Source organism: Desulfuribacillus stibiiarsenatis (genome assembly GCF_001742305.1).
Lineage (GTDB): Bacteria > Bacillota > Bacilli > Desulfuribacillales > Desulfuribacillaceae > Desulfuribacillus_A > Desulfuribacillus_A stibiiarsenatis.
Genome location: NZ_MJAT01000040.1, coordinates 96837 through 114320, shown reverse-complemented (window position 1 = coordinate 114320; position 17484 = coordinate 96837). Strand labels below are relative to the sequence as shown.

Genomic DNA, 17484 nt, shown 5'->3' with positions numbered 1-17484 from the left:
GTATCAAAGATTTCCTTAAGAATCATCATAATATATACTACAAAATCTTCGATACCGTTTCATGTACAGGCACTTCTTTATCAAAAACTTTTTCCAGAATTTCAAAATCTGTTAGAGTACCGATAATCTTATTATTGTCCATAACCCATACAATAGTCGTGATGCCAGGGGAAAATACTTTCAAAACTTTAGATATTCTTTCCTCTTTTGGAACGGAAATATGCTTAATGGCGGTAGAGGAATTCACCTTTTCCTGCTGATTGTAGTTTTTATGTAAAAATAAGTACATTTGCTGATATTTCGATTGCTTGCGGTCAATATACGTGGCTATGAGCAGAAAAGTCCCCAACACTAGAAACGTAATGTTCAGATAGCCAAACATCAGCATAATAACGCCAATGGCAATTAACATCCCACCAATACCAAAGCTATATCGATACGCTATCTTCGTTCCTTCAAGCCAGCCATGCTCTTGTGATAGCATGGCACGAAATATTCTACCACCATCTAAAGGTAATGCTGGCAACAGATTAAACCCAGCAATCAGTAGGTTAGCTTTCACGAAAAATAAGGTCAGTTCTCGCTCTACTATACCCGCTTGATAAAGCCCTAAACAGATGGCAATCATAATCAAGTTATTAATCGGTCCTGCGATTGCTACTAGCTTTTCTTCCTTCGGCCACCCTTTAAAACTCCAATCCACTTTCGCTACTCCACCGAAGGGTAAGAATTCAATTTCTGTCACCCTCCACCCAAAGCTCTTGGCGACAAAGACGTGACCCAGTTCATGAATTACTACAATGACAAAAAAGAGCAGTGCTTCGAACAACTGCCCTGTATACCCTATATAGATTAAGAAAGCTATAAATAACCAATGGATACGTAGTTTCATCACATTACCTCTTATGGCAATATTAGCTCTGGATCAATTGCCTTATCTCCCTTGATAATTTGGAATAAAAGTAAATCGATTTCATTGGTCGGACTCACCGTTGCAATTTTCTGCCCTTTTTTCACCGTATCTCCGACTTTCACATTCGACTCTTTTAATCGCCCATACACATACGTATAATTGGCATCCTCCACGTATACGAGAAGTTCGTTCAACTCGTTATGCCCTACTTGTTTCACCTTTCCATCTGTCACAGCGACGACATTTTTATTGTCAAAGGCTATAAATTCAATGTAAGGTTTTTCGTCCGTGAACTTCCTTACTAATAGCCCATCAATCGGCATCATCAGCTCTGAAGTTTTCACTTCAGAATTGGGAAGACTTGGGTTCTGTGCGTTCTGAGCCGTATTTGTGTTAGTGTTTGAATTCGAATTAGAATTCCCGTTAGATTCCGCATTTGGATTATTATTTAAGTTGGCATTCGTGTCCCCATCAGGTACAAATGGTTGGAAAACAGGTACAGATAATGGGTCATTCGGAAACTTACCGAATTCATTATGCAATGAAGGGTCTAAATTGCTACCTGCAGGTAAAAGCGCTTCCTTGCTCCAGAAGTTCTGATCTGTGATTACCTGCAGTGCTCCCTCCCAGTTATAGTCCCGCGTCACGACTTCTTGAACAAATGTCACACTCGATTGTGCCCATGGTGATGGAATTTGCTTAATAAACACCGTTCCAAAAACTAAAGTTAAGGCTAATACTGATTGTATTATCCATTTACTAGAGCTCTTGTTGTTTTTTGCAAAACTCTCCATTGGACTAGCTTGTCTCGCATACGGAATCGAATAATTCGATCCAAATTTCAATTGATCAATCATATCTTCTCTTCTTCTTTTTACACCTTCTAAATTTATCCGCATCTTCGTCACCTACTATTCAATACTTGTCTACTGATACATCCTATGCATGGACAAATATACATATGACTAAAAAAGTCCCTGAGCGATATGCTCAAGGACTTTGTTTTACATGGTTATGAAAAAATGCTTTTGATTTTTTTGAAGAATCCGCCTTTTGATTGACGCACGTCAAGTAATGGTACTGTCTCTCCTAAAATTCTACGAGCGATATTACGATACGCTTTAGAAGCTAATGGTTCTGTTAACATTGCCACAGGCTCGCCTTTATTATTCGCACGAAGGATATTCTCGTCATCTGGAACGACGCCTAACAGTTGTATCGATAGAATGCTCACCACTTCATCAATATCTAGCATATCTTTCTCAGACATGAGCTTAGAATTCGCACGATTCACAATTAGATCAATGCGTTTCATGGACGCTTTTTCTAACAGGCCAATCACTCGGTCAGCATCTCTTACCGCAGCAGCATCAGGCGTTGCCACAATGATTGCACGGTCTGCTGCCACAATGGCGTTTTGGAAGCCCTTTTCAATACCAGCAGGACAATCTATAATCACATAGTCGAATTCTTCTTTTAACTGGCTAATGATCTCTTTCATACGGTCTTCTTCTAGAGCGTTCTTATCTTTAGTTTGTGAGGCTGCTAATAAGAATAAACTATCAAATCTTTTATCTTTAATTAACGCTTGTTTCAGCTTGCAGTTCCCATCTGCCACATCTAACAAATCATAAATAATACGATTTTCTAAGCCTAAGGCAACATCTAAGTTACGTAAGCCAATATCCGTGTCTACTAAACATACTTGCTTGCCTAGAATTGCTAAAGCAGCTCCTACGTTGGCAGAAGTCGTAGTTTTGCCAACTCCACCTTTTCCCGATGTGACAACAATCGCTTCACCCATCTTTTTCTCCACTCCTAATTCGTTAAATGCTTTTTATGTTGAAATTGAATACGATATTCATCTAAATATGCAATCGTTAAACAATATCCTTCCTTCTCTTGAGAGGTTGGCGTAGCTTTTCCAATACAATCTGCAATCCGTACCTGTATACTACCCCATGAAGACCCTGCAACGACTCGCTCTTTATCACCTTTACTGCCAGCATGGACGAGTCCCATAATTCTACCCAGTACCATTATATCACCAGTTGCCATTACTTTGGCGCCTGAATTCACATCTCCATAAATCACCAGGTTCCCATCATGTTCAATCACTTGCCCCGATCGAATGGTCCCGCGATATAACTTAGCAGAATCATCGTGAATTATATGTACGACTTCTGTTTTCTGTCGCTCTGGTTTCTGCTGTTCAGAATTCTGCCCTTCAGTTCTTCCACTCGAGTTGTCATAATCTTGTTCCAGATTTAAATCTGGAGTAGTACATACAGAATCAATCCTAGTTAGAATAAGATTTTCTTTTAATGCTATAATTTCTTCTAGTAGCTTTCTTTGCTTATCTGTAATTTCCCGTGATCCACAATCTATTTTTATACGAACCATTGGTCCTGTTAAAAGCGTACTTAACTCTCGACGGACTTTCTGTTTCAACTCTTCAGCAACATAAGAAAAGGGTTCTTCGTCATTTAATATAAAAGATAATCCTTCATTACTACCTTTGATAGTAACTAGATTTTTTTTCTTTGGTTGTGGCTGTACGTCCTTTTCTTCCATTTAGACCTTCCCTTCTTAGTCAACAATCAATCAGTTGACGTTGAATGACAATATCTGCTGTATACTCTAATTCGATATGAATGGAAATTTCTCCTGCACAAAGTGCAAAAAAAGAGCCTTAAGGCTCCCTTTTCAATTGGAAATAATAATCTAAGATTCTTCTAGCAATCGCACCACTAGCATCAGAGCCGCCACCACCATTTGGTACGACTACTGCTATGGCAATTTCCGGATTTTGATACGGTGCATATCCGACGAAAGTCGCTGTTGTATTCCCTTGTACTCCTGTTTCTGCAGTACCTGTCTTCGCCGCTACAGGAACTGGGAAATCCCGAAACGTATTATACGCCGTTCCTCCAGGCTTCGTCACCATTAACATACCTTCTTGAACAATCGAGATATATTGTGGGGCAACCTCTACTTTATTAAGCACTTCCTTATCTCTACTGAATAGAATGTTACCGCTATTATCCGTAATCTCTTTTACGAGATAAGGAGCTAAGCGTTCTCCACCGTTAGCAATCGTGCTTGTATACTGCGCCAATTGCATTGCAGTAAGTGTCATATTCTGTCCAATCGCCGTATACGCTAGTTCTCCAATTTCCGTTACATTCATTGGCCAACCTTTGCTATCTTTCGGAAGATCGACGCCGGTTTCTACTCCTAAACCGAACATGCTAAAATACTTTTTAAATAACTCAATCGTAGGTGGTAAGTCACGATTTCTTTGCCAATCATATTTGAATTTTTCTCGTAATGTAGGTGCCACGTTACGCACGTGCCCCCAGTTCATATTTTTCGCATTCGGATAACCACTGAGCCATAGAGCGATGTTGTACATATATACGTTATTAGAAACCTGTAACGCTTGTTTTGGATCGTTCCAACCATGTCCCCCACGGTACCAAGCCCAGCTTCGAAACGGCCGCGTCCACGTGCCGATTTGAATCGAACCATTATCATAGATTTGCGTATTGGGAGTAATCACTCCCTCTTGGAGTCCCATCATGATTGTTGCCATTTTCACCGTTGAACCTGGCCCATAAGCTGCATCCACTGCACGGTTTAATAGCGGTTTGTTCCCCTTAGTAGTGAATAAATAGTCAACATCCTCTTGCGTCAAGCGACGGGTGAAAACATTTGGATCATAGCTTGGATAGCTAGCTAATGTAAGAATTTCACCAGTCATCGGGTTCATCACCACTGCGACTGCTTCATTCACTCCTGGAATCGGATCCTTCGGACGGGTTCTCAGAATTTCTAGCTGTTCGACAATAATCTTCTGAGCTTCTGCCTGCAAGCGCATGTCAATCGTTAACTTTAGGTCACCACCGCGCACCGCAGCTTCTACCCCAACTTCTTTTATTGGTTGTGAGAATCTATTGACCTCTACTGTACGTTTTCCTGCTTTACCGCGTAAGTATTCTTCATACTGCTTCTCAACACCATCGATACCAACCCTTTCATCAAGGCGATATCCAAGGTCACGATAATGTTCTCTCATATGTTCAGGGATTGGGCTAATATAGCCTATCGCATGAACAGCTAAATCGTTATATTTATATTCACGAATTGGCTCTACCACAACATTAATCCCAGGCAAGTCATCTTTATGCTCGGTTATATATGCCACTACCTTTTCATCGACATCCGTCTTTAACTGTCGCGGAAGAAAGCGCGGCAATCTTCTTGGGGGCGTAACATCCATTGCCTTTAGGATTTCATCTTTAGGTACTTCTAGGACATGCTCTAGCTTTTCCGCTACGTCTTCGTGGTTAATTTTTTGATTCGTGACTTCACTAAAAGTCACTACGAAAGCAGGTCGATTGGTAACAAGTAAATTACCGTTTCGGTCACTAATCCAGCCTCTTGGAGCAGGCATTGATAATATTGTTGTGCTATTACTTTCCGATAATCGTAAATATTCGGCCCCTTTTACTAGTTGAACCCCAGCCAAACGTAACAGCAATATAGCGAAAAAAATAAATACGACAAAGAACAAAAAATTCAGTCGACGGGGAACGTGAGATTCTTCCTTATTCATGGATGACTATCCCTCTTCTCTGTAAGAACAATATAATTGGTGAGTAAATGATTGCTGCAAGTGCCGAACCCAATAAGACACTTCCCCAGAAGTATCGATCAAAGGCTTGCATAAATGAAACTTCAATCAAACCAAATAAACTATTGATTCCCCATACCAAAAACTCGAAGGTAAAGAAAGCCAATATGACCGCAACTATAAAAATTACAACATGCCGATCAATAAATATACGAAACGTAATATTCGCCCAATATGCCACGAACGGGTACGTAAACGCATATAAACCAACATAAGAGCCAAATACAATATCTTGTAAGAAGCCCACAATAAATGCAACATATACAATGTTCTTGTCATTTCGGAAAAGGCAAATAAAGGTAAGAACAATAATGGCCAAGTTCGGCACACTAAAGCTGTTAGTAGCAGTGAATATTGGAAATACAATCGATAAAACCGTGGATTGAATAAAAACCATTAGTAACATAAGTCCGCCAATCGCTAGGTAATACACTAAGAACCAATCCCCCCAGCCGGCGGTTGTCCTTCATTCGCCTCTTCTATTGTATCATGAAAATCTTGATCTATCATTAGACTTCTTTTAATTACCAACACTTCATGCAGGTTGTTGGTAAGTGCTGCTGGTTCGACATAAATGCTCTGCGTCAGACCACCTTCCGACTTACGACCCGCCTGTACAGTGCCGATGACTAATCCTTTGGGAAATACTTCCCCATATCCAGAAGTTACGACTAAATCTCCTTTTTCGACAGTTACATCAGGCTTAATCATACTCATCAGTAAATACCCATGCTGAGGTGCATATTCCTCAATCACACCAAAGCTCTCTTCTTTCCCCAGGATTAAAGCGGATATTCCCGATGGTGCGTGACTGTCCGTCATCAATAATACTTTAGCGCTATAATTCGATACGGTATAAACTTTGCCTATTAACCCTTGTTCGTTGATGACTGCCATATTTCTCTCTATGCCATGCTTTCGCCCACGATCAATAGTAATTATATTATCCCAACGGACTGGACTACGGCCAACCACATTGGCAGCAATGACATCAAAGTCTCGAATCGTTTCTTTAAAATCTAGTAATTCACGAATCCTTTTATTCTCTTCATTTACGATTCGCAATTCGGCCTGAATATATTCCATATGACTCAAGGCTTCCGTCATTCTTTTATTCTCTGAATAAAGCTGTCGCATTTTTCGAATATCGTCAAATAAGCCCACTACTGCGTTAGCGGGCTTATAAAATAATTTTTGTACAAATGCTGATGCATCAATCACTGCTCGTTCTACCCAAGTAATATTCTCTCGTTCTTTAATCGTCATGCTCATCACAAGGGCGAGAATTATAATTGATACAAATATAAATAACCACCGACGGTTGCCAAACCAGTTATCCACTCTTTACACCCCAACCAATCTTTTTAACTCAGCGGCGTTTACTAATACTCCCACTTTTATAAGTGCCGCCAAGCTTCGAAATAAGTGCAACTAGAGTTCAGCTGGAGTTAATACTCCAGCTGAACTAAGTTTTCTTTATCTACTTAGGAGTCCTGATTTCGCACTATATAAGTGTATATTTTCTAACGCTTTACCTGTACCAATCGCTACGCAATCTAAAGCATCTTCCGCCACAAGCACTGGAATTCCAGTTTCCTTAGAAAGCAGTCGATCTAGATTTTTCAGTAATGCGCCGCCACCCGTCATAACAATACCACGGTCAATAATATCAGCTGCAAGCTCTGGTGGACTTTTCTCCAAAGTTACCTTTACTGCCTCCACGATACTAAATACCGTATCAGATAAAGCTTCACATATCTCTGATGCAGAAATTTCTAAAGTCTTTGGTAGGCCACTGACTAAATCTCTACCACGCACATTCATTGTTTCGTTATCATCAGGAACGATTGCAGAACCAATGCTCATTTTCATCTGTTCTGCTGTTCTCTCACCAATCATAAGGTTATATTCTCTTTTAATGTACTGAATAATCGCTTCATCCATCTCGTCACCAGCAACGCGAATAGAACGGCTCGTTACAATACCGCCTAGCGAGATAATAGCAACTTCTGTAGTTCCCCCACCGATGTCTACTACCATACTCCCCGTCGGTTCGTGAACAGGTAATCCAGCACCAATCGCTGCCGCCATTGGTTCCTCAATCGTATACGCTTCACGTGCACCCGCTTGTAACGTCGCATCTTCGACAGCGCGTTTCTCTACAGCTGTAATACCTGAAGGCACACAAACCATAACCCTAGGCTTACGAGACAAAAACCCTTGTGACTTATTCGCCTTCTTTATGAAATAGCGAAGCATCGTCGCCGTTGTCTCGAAATCAGCAATAACTCCATCTCTCATAGGGCGGATTGCCACGATATTTCCTGGCGTACGTCCAATCATATTTTTCGCTGCTTCACCAACAGCTTCAATTTGCTTAGAATCTGTTCTCATTGCTACTACAGACGGCTCATTTAAAATGATCCCTTGTCCTTTCGCATATACCAGCGTATTCGCTGTTCCTAAATCGATACCCATATCCCTAGTAAAACCAAACATTATATATTTTCTCCCTTCATGTGCACCACGTATCTTACATATGTCCTTTTTCTTTCAAACTATAATAGGTATTGTCTCCAATAATAATATGATCTAAAACTTCTATGCCTAGAATCTCTCCTGCGCTTACTAATCGTTTCGTTACTTCAATGTCTTCCCTACTCGGTGAAGGATCGCCACTCGGATGGTTGTGTATGCAAATGATAGAGGCACAGCTTCTCTTAAGTGCCCCTTTAAATATTTCTCTAGGGTGAACAATTGATGAATTCAAACTACCTGTGGTAATCCGTTCATGACTAAGCACTTGATTCTTCGTATTGAGATACAACGTAACAAATACCTCTTGTTGCAAATGTCGGAGTTCGTCCATAATATAGTTCGCTCCGTCTTCTGGTGTCCGTATAGTATAAGTATCTCCCTTTTTATGCCTAGCAATGCGTCTACCAAGCTCAATTGCAGCCATTATTTGAACTGCTTTGGCTGGCCCAATCCCTTTGATTGCTGTGATTTCCTCAACGGTGGATTGGAGTAAGCCATGCAATCCGTCAAAATGGCTCAATACTTGTTCTGACAAATGTTGCACAGATACATTAGTAGAGCCAGTGCGCAGAATAATTGCTAATAAATCAGCATTCGTCATAGTCTCTGGGCCATGATGAATCATTCTTTCTCTTGGTCGTTCTTCTGGTGGTAGGTCTCGAAGCATATATGTCTCCTTAACGACAGCTTTTTTCATAACGAAACCTCCAAACGGGTATTATATTTCACACGAGTTCTGGATTTCCCAAGATATCAATGCCAAACTTTTTTAGAGTTTGTCCCGTTTGATAGATAGGTAACCCTACAACATTATAAAAACAGCCTCTAATTCCTGTCACAAATAGCGCGCCATGCTCCTGAACCGCATAGCTACCAGCCTTGTCCATATAATTCGCAATCCGTAAATATCCAGCCAGTTCAGATTCAGAGATTGTTTTGAAATCAACTTCCGTATTTACGTGGAAAGTCTCTTTTTGCTGAGATACCACATCCATAATCGTTACTCCTGAAATCACTAAATGGGTGTTACCGGATAATTGTTTCAGCATGTTACGCGCATCCGCTTCATCTTTTGGTTTCCCCAGTATCTGATTTCCTAAGACAACGATCGTATCAGCGCCTATAATAATACCTTCGTGCTGATGCTTTGCAACGTCCTGAACTTTAATATCACTCAGCATACGAACTAACGCTTCCGGTGATTGAGGATTGAGTGTTAGAACAGCTTCCTCTTCATCGACAGAACTAGAAATGACAATAAAAGATAATCCCAACCCCTGTAACAATTCCTTTCGCCTAGGAGACTGGGATGCTAAGATTATTTTCTTATTCATAGAAAATTCCCTTCTACTGAACTTGTAATGTTTGTTGTATTATATTACAACTTTCGGAAAATCCAAAATGCAAGAGCTAGTCCTAGCACACTGGCTAAATTCACGCGCACAGCCAAATCCACATCCCAGATGAGAATGAGAAAATCACCAGCCGGGTGCCAGCGAACCTCTTTCGATTCAGATATGTATGGTACTCCTAGTTTTCCTAAAATATCTCCAATAATACTCCCTAGTAGTAACCCTATGACTAATACTATGACTAATACTAACTTAGATTGCTGGGCTCTTGCCATGTCTCATCCTCACATTTCCAAACAGTAGTAAAAAAAGTCCTTCATTGTTACACATCATTCATAGTGTAACAAAACAAAGGACTCTCTACAACAATCAATTAGTACTATTTCTCAAATTCTAGCGTATAGAACTAGTCACGTATAAAAGTTCATGTATAGAACTAGTCACTACGAAACTTTAAAGTTTTTGAACATCAGTAATGCTTGCTCTTGCAACTTCCACCCAAGTGACTTTTCTTTTGCCTGTCCTGTCAGTAGTTGAGCTGTAGCTTTCGTGTGTTCATTCCATTGTACCAGGATTTCGTTTTTCTCATTACCAGGGTACGCTAGTAATTCCTCTACATGTGCCTGTAGCTCATTGGTTGTGTCCAGTAGACCTTGTACCCCTATTTTTCTTCCCATGACAAGTTCGTGACTCACGGTTGTAATCTCTTTCACATATTGCTGATATGTACGTGCCAACATTTCTTCCGTGATTACTTTACTTTTCTCGTCCTGTAATACCGTTTCTTTTATTATAAAATGAATGGTGGTGGGTTTCGGAGTTATTTCTAAGTCTTTCACATAGAGCTCTGCCCCAACATCCGCTAGTTGCTTAGCCATCAAATCCGATTGTTTGCGTGTTAACGCTGTAGCCACCATTAGTCGCGTTGGCTTTTCTGCAATTAGCACAGCTTTTATATTTTTGTTAGAGAACTGATTTGCAATTGGCTGCGCAAACTTCCCATCGTTGAACACGCCTGCTTGTACGAAAAATAGTTCTGTTGCAGGGAATGCAACGATTTTCGTTTGATACTCAGGGCTTTTTAAAGCTATTACTGTATTACCTGGGACTTTGGAGTCTACCAGTATATCCTGCGAAGCTACCAATGGGTTATTGGGTGGCATACTTTCGGTTTGTTTCTCAAGGTTTTGTTTCTCAAGGTTTTCTGGCTGTTTATCATTGACTTGCGATGCTTGTACAACCTTCGGCATTTCAGTAGCACTCGTAGTAATATTATGGTCAGCTTGTACACTTGTATTCGTCATTAACGATAAGACTAGCATTCCGAGTAAGATACCACAAGCACTAGCTAAAAGCGATGTTCCCACAATTGGTAACCAACGAGTTTTCATAATAAAAATCTCCCCCCATAGCTTGTCTACTTATGGTAATTATATGGAGGAAGATTCCGTTTAGAACTATTTTTTTATTTTTTCTACAATTGTTCGATTAATTCCATTAGGTGATGCTGTAGCTTCCATCCTAACTCTGCACTCGGCTTGTCTAATAATAGCTTATCGATTTCCACTAAATGTTCTTGCCAAATCTTTAATTGCTGTGCGTTATTCTCTTCATACCCATGCAGCATGTCCATTTGCACCTTAATGTTGTTCGCTAGCCGTTGTAACTGTAGAACATTATCTTGTAAGTCAGGATATGTGCCCTTCTCATCCGCTAAACGATAACTGACTTGTGCCATCTCTAATAGAAAGCCAACCATCCTCTCCCCAAGCATATAGGATGCATCTGTAAGACCAAACTCTGGCACAAATATATGAAAAGCAATCGGTTTGATGGTTTGTGTACGCGTATACATATTGACCTTCGTATGCGCTAACTGCTGAATCATATGATCGGATTGCGACTTCATATTAGAAACGAAGATCATGACATTGAATCGCTCAGAATTTCTCGTCATTACCCCTGGAGTAATTCCGTACTCTAGCAGACTGTCACGTACCTTCTCCGCATTGACCCGACTAGTATATGCCCCACCTTGAACGAAATGCCATGCAGTAGCAGGTACATCGATGGCAATCTTCGTTAGAGCAGCGTCTGCAGGAAGTGCTAGTTGTTCTTTATTCGCCGTTTGTGATTGTGAAATCGGCGAATTGTCTGATTGTGTGAGTTGGTCATCTGGCGCGACTGCAATGTCTGACGCCTCTTCATGGTTTTGTAAAGTAGTATCGACTTGTCCAATTTCTGTTGTATCTTTAATGACTGAAAAATCTTTTGTATGAGAAAGATAGACCAATCCTAATGAGAAACCAAGGCTTCCTGCTATCACTGTAGCAACCAAAAAAATTGCAAGCCATTTCTTATTTACATTCTCCATCCGAATATGCCCCCTATTTCATCCTATCTCCATATATATACCATTTGCAAAAGAGTTGGCAATAGCGAATCGTTATTTTGTCAATAGTAAGTATATCGCAATCCCTACCAGTAGGATTCCGCCGATCAGCTCTGCTTTTTCACCAACGGAAGATCCGAGACGTTTCCCTAATATAAGACCAGCGTACGTCATAATCCCAGCAACAATACCCATGATCAATACCGTGAGTATGAGGTCCATTCCTAGTGCGCCCAGACCAAACCCTACAGCCAGCGCATCAATCGAAACACTACCAGCTAAGATGAATAAGCCAAATGGTTTATTCAATAAGGATGCTTCTGTGCATACTTCTGCACTTATCTGAGCGCAATCTCTATCCTTACGACTGCGTATCGTCTCCATAATATACGTGTAAATATAATAGAAACCTATGACAAGTAATACAATAGCACCGAACACGCTTGCTACTGCTCCTATATATTCTCCCACTACCTGTCCTAAAATCATCCCAGCTAGAGGCATAAAGATATGAAAGATTGCTACAGTGATTGATACTATGAAAATTTGACGCCTCTTGATTCCGCATAGACCGATTCCAATACAAACGGAAAATGCGTCAATCCCTAATGCAAATGCTACTAAGAAAATCGTTAAAATACTCATATCTTCCTCCTGACGTAAGACAAACTAGAACTTGTATCTATTGTATTTTTTCATAATGCGATATATGCTATTTTCCCGACTTTTCTAATATAGCAAAGATACTAGAAAAAACAAGTCTACTAGCCCTAAAGCTAGTAGACAAAATAATCTTCTATAGTCCGTACCCTCGGTACAACCTTATGTAGCAATCCTATGGTACTAAAGCTAAGTAAAACACACCTAATTCAGTATCTACGGAACAGATTGCTGATTCAGTAATCTGCGGTAAGTCACTTAACATCATAACCTCTGGAGGTGTTAAATTCACCGATTTGTCTTCTTCTGACATATTCACAACAAAGATTCCATTATGAAGATTCAAGAACTCTGTAACCGATGCATCTGCCAGCTCATTTCTTTCTTCAATACGCATTTGCGCATATCTAGCTGCAAACGGTACGTAAGTAGATTCAGGCATGATCATATAAGTCTTTAAGTTTATATCTCCTACTAGGTTCTGTTGCACGGCAATCATTGTACGTTCTGTATTTAATGCGTCCTCTAATAAGAACACTGGAGTGCTGTCAATAAAGCGTACGACATTTCTTAGGAAGAGACTCATATAATCCATATATTCTTGGGTATGGGAGTTATCTGGGAGCTGTAGGAATACTTCTACCAGGTCACCAATATTCCCGTTCTGCATAGCCTCGAACTGTGCTTCTGTTAGATTCGAATCCTGCATATACTCATTGACTGCGTTTTCTAAAGCTTGCAAGTCCATAATTCCTTTATCAATTAAGAGTTGGCTTAGGACTAGCTGGGATGACTTTTGCTCTTGCAGAAGGCTATCCACATCTTCTTCTGTGAAGAATCCTAGCTCTACAGCTAATTCACCGAACTTCTTATCTTGCGACTTCTGCAAATTATGAATCTGCTCCACTTGGGCAGCTGTTAATAAGCCCTTACTCACAGCAATAACACCTAATTTCATGCGGGTGCTTTGCTCTTGTTCTAATAATTCATTTAATATTTCACTAGAAATATATCCTTTGTTAAGAAGGAAGCTCCCGAAATATTGACTAAGCATTGAAATCCACCTCACAAGGGATGAATTTTTCTATCACATGAATCAGGACATCCTTCTGCCAAGGCTTTTGCATGAAGTCTGATGCTCCTGCTTGTAATGCATCCTTCACAACTTCCTTCGTACCCATGGATGTCAACATCACTACAATCGCAGCTGGATCAAAGGCTTTTATGTTGCGTAAGCACTCAATTCCATCGGATTTCGGCATAACGACATCTAAGAACACTAAATCAGGCTTATGCTCTAGATACATTTGATACGCTTCTTCACCATTTTGCGCTTCAATAATTTCAAAGGTATAATTACAGCTTGATATGAAATCCTTTAACTGCATACGGATCAATAATGAATCATCACAAATCAGTAATTTCTTCTGTTTTGACATGTAATCCTTCCTCTCCTTGTTACATCTGAATAAACATAATCGATAGTACTTATAAAGAAAACTTAGTTCAGATGGAGTCTTTACTCCACCTGAACTTTAGTTGCACTTATTTCGAAGCTTTAGCTTTACTAATACTCCCACTTATAGAAGTGGGAGTATTAGTAAAGCTGCTGAGATAATAATTCTATGCGATAGCACTATTTTCCTGCCAGAAAATATATTTTTCTGAAAAATCCCCGTAACCAAACGGGGACATAATAAAGGTAGTATATAAGTATACATAATCTACTCTATCGGGTAATCATCTGGATTATTAATATAGTGGCTTATATTTCTAAATGTAACAGGTGTGTTTCCACTTGTAATAAAGAAGCCATCTCTCGCTATAACTAGCCCTTCAAAGCTTCCTCCTTCAAAAGTTACTCTTCCGTTAGGTGCTATAAAAACTCCCGTTAATCGACTAGATCCTAACCCTGTTATAGTGATATTCCCTTTACTTACAATAATCACATTTGTGCAATCTGGTCTCCAAGATGTAGATGTATAACTATTAGCGAAAATCTTTAGATTACTATTTAGTTGCCCAGTTGATGCATACCCTTTAGGCGAATACCAACTGTCAGCTTTTAAAGTAGGCATTGAAAACGTTGGTTGCGGTGGAATAACAGGAAAGGCAGGAAATGATATTGATGTTACATTATGCAACTGTCCACTTGTATTTCCACTTTGTACCTTTGTAACAGTTCCTGTAACATAAATATTTTGAGCACTCATTAAATCAGATGAATGAGTAAAGGTTATGCTTCCGTTAACATAAATATTATTAGTTGTTGTAATTCTAGGGCCATTACCACTAAAATGAACATTCCCATCAATGTATATGTCGCCACCTCTAATATTACCAGCAGCATTTGAAATAGAAACATTCCCCTTTATATATACTAATTCACTTCCATATATTTCATCTAAATGGTTTCCGTTTGTAATAGTTGTATTTCCATTGATATAAACATGTTTTCCTGAAATCTGGGCACCACCATTATTCATAGAGACAGGTCCATTTAGAAAGATTAAATCACCATTAATTTTACCACTATTAGAAAACGTTGTACTGCCATCTATATATACTGCTTTCCCATTTATTTCAGCTGAACCATTACCTAATATCACAGTCCCACCAATATTAATCAGTTCTGTAATCCCAATAGCACCTAACTTAGTACTGTTTGTAAAGTTGACCTGATTACCGTATTTATCGATGTGAATATTCTTTAATGAAATTTCAGTGCCACCTTGATTGAATACCAAGTTAGAATTATTTTGATTGTTAATCACCAAAGTACCGTTCGTGTTTGGATCTGTATTGAGTTTCACACTGCCTGAAGAAAAATTAATCGTAGTACCATGTACAAATATATTCTCACTATATAGATAATCAGCGTAGCTCTGCGATGCTACAGTCACAATTACAACGTAATCAACTGAACCTGCACTATTTGTAACTGTATAGGTTTGTGGTGTGCTGAAATTCCTAACAGCGCCCGACAGAGGGCTTAATGAAGCACCACTAGTTACTGTAATCGTTGGCACCAACGATGTTACATTTGTACCAGCAGGCATTTGAATTGTAATGGTTCGAGTCACCTGGTCTATCGTTCCAATAACAGCTGAATCAGCATAGCTAGCTGGTATTGTCATAGGATTTTGAGCTTTTTCAAAGATAAAACTTAAGATTTGAGGTGCAGTTGCAATCGGATTTAAATTGAAATTAATATTTGATACATTTTCTTCTAAACCTACATTTACAGTTTGAGTCCCATTAATATAACCGGTTGCACTTGCGGTTACATCATACGCTTCTTCTGGTACACTAATCAAATATTGTCCATTTGCGTCAGTAAGCGCCCAATATTCTAGACTTGACCCTTGTGCTCGTGCCACAATAGTTGCGTTAGCAATTGGTAGATTATTAATGCTGTTTCTAACAACTCCTGCGATTGAACCAAAATTCGTTAAGTTGCCTTTAATTCTTCTAGTTATAATTAAGTTATGGTCCTCTCCATTTACTCGAACATCTACTTGGAATTGCTCAGTACCAATTAAACTGGTTATACTAAAAGACTCTACAGATTCTATAAGCGTTTGTTGTATGGCATTCTCAAAACGTAAAAGTTTCTTCGTACTTGAATTGTATTGGTATGATATTTGAATTCCCCCATTCTGATAAAAAACATATGGAGGGCCATTTACGCTTTCTGCTTCTTGAATATCTTTTGTAATTTGGATTAGTGCAATTCTTAAATCGTTTCGCATATCTGTTAAATCCGTATGCTTGGATACAATCTTATGACTCGTATTAATTAAGCTATATCCAGCACTCGCTACAAAGGAGAGAATAATTATAGCAACTAAGATTTCTATAAGTGTAAAACCTTTTTTATCCATAAGCTCACCTCCATTAGTGAAATTCCGTCCATTTTGCAATTCGGACTTGCTCAATATTAGTGTTTGTAAAGTTTATCCCTATATCGACTTCTGCTTCTATACGGTAGTTTTTACTACCTGATCTCTGACCATTGGCAGTAATCTTAAATCGAGTATGATTGGGAATTGCACGATACACTCCTGTCGATACCTCTAAAACAGTAAAAGTCAAGTTCTGTACTAATGAGCTTTCAGATAATTTAGTTTCGATAAGATAACCATATTGCCCTAAGGTTTGTCCGTTATGTTGTATAAGTTGATTCGTCCCATAACCAGGAATCGTATCAAATGTGACATTTATTGTTTGTAAAAGTTGCGCACCTGTTCTCGCGATTGCCATTTGATCTTCAATGATTTTCGTTATTTCTGTGATTCCATGCTCAATTCCAGCTTCCGAAAAATATTTCGTCGATATAATTTCTTCCGTTGCAGCTCTAGTTCTAAATTCATTATTCAAAGCAGTTAACATAACTCCAGAAAGTAATGTCACTAGCAAAACAACCAGGATTACTAATGGTAAGGCTAACCCTGACCGATTATTTATGTTCTGTTTCAATGACATCACCCCCTACAACATATCAATTACGAAATCTTGTTGCTAGAAAAACCGATTGACCACCATTTTGTGGTATAACCTCTACAATTACTTCCTTCATCCTATTCCCATTATAATCGGAAAGATTGAGAATCGTATCGTAGAAATATATCCCATCACGGGTTCTGATTGCCTTCCATTGTCCATTGTCTAACGTAAAATGGGTACTTCTCCACGTTTCTAAGTTTGTTGATAAATCGCGTTGAATTCTAATTTCTTCTAAAACGTCTTGCGCAATCATTAATGCTTCTAATTTCATTTTATTACTAGTACTCGCTTTGGATCCAGTGAAGACAACACTACTAAAGGACGCACCAACTATCCCTATAATAACCATCGCTACAATAACCTCTATTAAGCTAAAGCCTTGATTCTTTTTTATTGTTTCACACATGGTTATCACCTCATGATGAAA

The 17484-nt window shown here is 39.3% G+C and carries 19 protein-coding genes; all 19 read right to left on the bottom strand.

All coding sequences use genetic code 11. The features are described 5' to 3' along the window. Positions 1–37: 37 nt before the first annotated feature. A complete protein-coding gene (locus BHU72_RS15185) occupies positions 38–892 on the bottom strand; it encodes a M50 family metallopeptidase (protein ID WP_069703477.1) in 855 nt (284 codons plus the stop codon). Between the two features lie 11 nt (positions 893–903). After that, the gene (locus BHU72_RS15180) at positions 904–1812 is read right to left on the bottom strand and encodes a M23 family metallopeptidase (RefSeq protein WP_069703476.1); all 909 of its coding nucleotides are present in this window, start codon (positions 1810–1812) and stop codon (positions 904–906) included. Between the two features lie 113 nt (positions 1813–1925). Continuing rightward, a complete protein-coding gene (gene minD / locus BHU72_RS15175) occupies positions 1926–2717 on the bottom strand; it encodes a septum site-determining protein MinD (RefSeq protein ID WP_069703475.1) in 792 nt (263 codons plus the stop codon). Between the two features lie 14 nt (positions 2718–2731). Beyond that, on the bottom strand, positions 2732–3487 hold the full coding sequence (gene minC / locus BHU72_RS15170; protein ID WP_069703474.1) for a septum site-determining protein MinC: 756 nt from the start codon (positions 3485–3487) through the stop codon (positions 2732–2734). 118 nt (positions 3488–3605) lie between these two features. Further along, a complete protein-coding gene (mrdA, locus tag BHU72_RS15165) occupies positions 3606–5531 on the bottom strand; it encodes a penicillin-binding protein 2 (RefSeq protein WP_069703473.1) in 1926 nt (641 codons plus the stop codon). Continuing rightward, positions 5524–6042: a rod shape-determining protein MreD gene (gene mreD, locus BHU72_RS15160; protein ID WP_069703472.1), complete on the bottom strand. Its 519-nt coding sequence runs from the start codon at positions 6040–6042 to the stop codon at positions 5524–5526. The genes mrdA and mreD overlap by 8 nt, the downstream gene beginning before the upstream one ends. After that, positions 6042–6950, bottom strand: coding sequence for a rod shape-determining protein MreC (gene mreC, locus BHU72_RS15155; RefSeq protein WP_069703471.1), 909 nt, complete (start codon positions 6948–6950; stop codon positions 6042–6044). The genes mreD and mreC overlap by 1 nt, the downstream gene beginning before the upstream one ends. Positions 6951–7085: 135 nt before the next feature. Further along, entirely contained in the window at positions 7086–8111 is a 1026-nt protein-coding gene (locus BHU72_RS15150) for a rod shape-determining protein (protein WP_436796459.1), read from the bottom strand. 31 nt (positions 8112–8142) lie between these two features. After that, positions 8143–8844 carry a RadC family protein gene (radC, locus tag BHU72_RS15145; RefSeq protein ID WP_069703469.1) on the bottom strand — a complete coding sequence of 234 codons (702 nt, stop codon included), beginning with the start codon at positions 8842–8844 and terminating at the stop codon, positions 8143–8145. 28 nt (positions 8845–8872) lie between these two features. Further along, entirely contained in the window at positions 8873–9481 is a 609-nt protein-coding gene (locus BHU72_RS15140) for a Maf family protein (protein WP_069703468.1), read from the bottom strand. Between the two features lie 44 nt (positions 9482–9525). Next, the gene (locus BHU72_RS15135) at positions 9526–9774 is read right to left on the bottom strand and encodes a DUF4321 domain-containing protein (RefSeq protein WP_069703467.1); all 249 of its coding nucleotides are present in this window, start codon (positions 9772–9774) and stop codon (positions 9526–9528) included. Positions 9775–9942: 168 nt separating this feature from the next. Then, entirely contained in the window at positions 9943–10890 is a 948-nt protein-coding gene (locus BHU72_RS15130) for a hypothetical protein (RefSeq protein ID WP_069703466.1), read from the bottom strand. Positions 10891–10973: 83 nt separating this feature from the next. After that, positions 10974–11873, bottom strand: a complete 900-nt coding sequence (locus BHU72_RS15125; RefSeq protein WP_069703465.1) for a hypothetical protein — start codon at positions 11871–11873, stop codon at positions 10974–10976. Positions 11874–11945: 72 nt separating this feature from the next. Then, complete coding sequence (locus BHU72_RS15120; protein ID WP_069703464.1) at positions 11946–12536, bottom strand: manganese efflux pump MntP; 591 nt, start codon at positions 12534–12536, stop codon at positions 11946–11948. Positions 12537–12726: 190 nt separating this feature from the next. Next, positions 12727–13605 (bottom strand): cyclic di-GMP-binding domain-containing protein, MshE-related, encoded by an 879-nt coding sequence (locus BHU72_RS15115; RefSeq protein ID WP_069703463.1) that lies wholly within the window; start codon positions 13603–13605, stop codon positions 12727–12729. Then, entirely contained in the window at positions 13598–13990 is a 393-nt protein-coding gene (locus BHU72_RS15110) for a response regulator (protein ID WP_069703462.1), read from the bottom strand. Before BHU72_RS15110 ends, BHU72_RS15115 begins: the two co-directional genes overlap by 8 nt. A 285-nt stretch (positions 13991–14275) precedes the next feature. Continuing rightward, positions 14276–16435, bottom strand: a complete 2160-nt coding sequence (locus BHU72_RS15105; protein WP_069703461.1) for an SGBP N-terminal domain-containing protein — start codon at positions 16433–16435, stop codon at positions 14276–14278. A 13-nt stretch (positions 16436–16448) separates the two neighbouring features. Next, positions 16449–17030, bottom strand: coding sequence for a hypothetical protein (locus BHU72_RS15100; RefSeq protein WP_069703460.1), 582 nt, complete (start codon positions 17028–17030; stop codon positions 16449–16451). Between the two features lie 22 nt (positions 17031–17052). Further along, positions 17053–17463 (bottom strand): type IV pilus modification PilV family protein, encoded by a 411-nt coding sequence (locus BHU72_RS15095; protein ID WP_069703459.1) that lies wholly within the window; start codon positions 17461–17463, stop codon positions 17053–17055. Between the last annotated feature and the right edge of the window lie 21 nt (positions 17464–17484).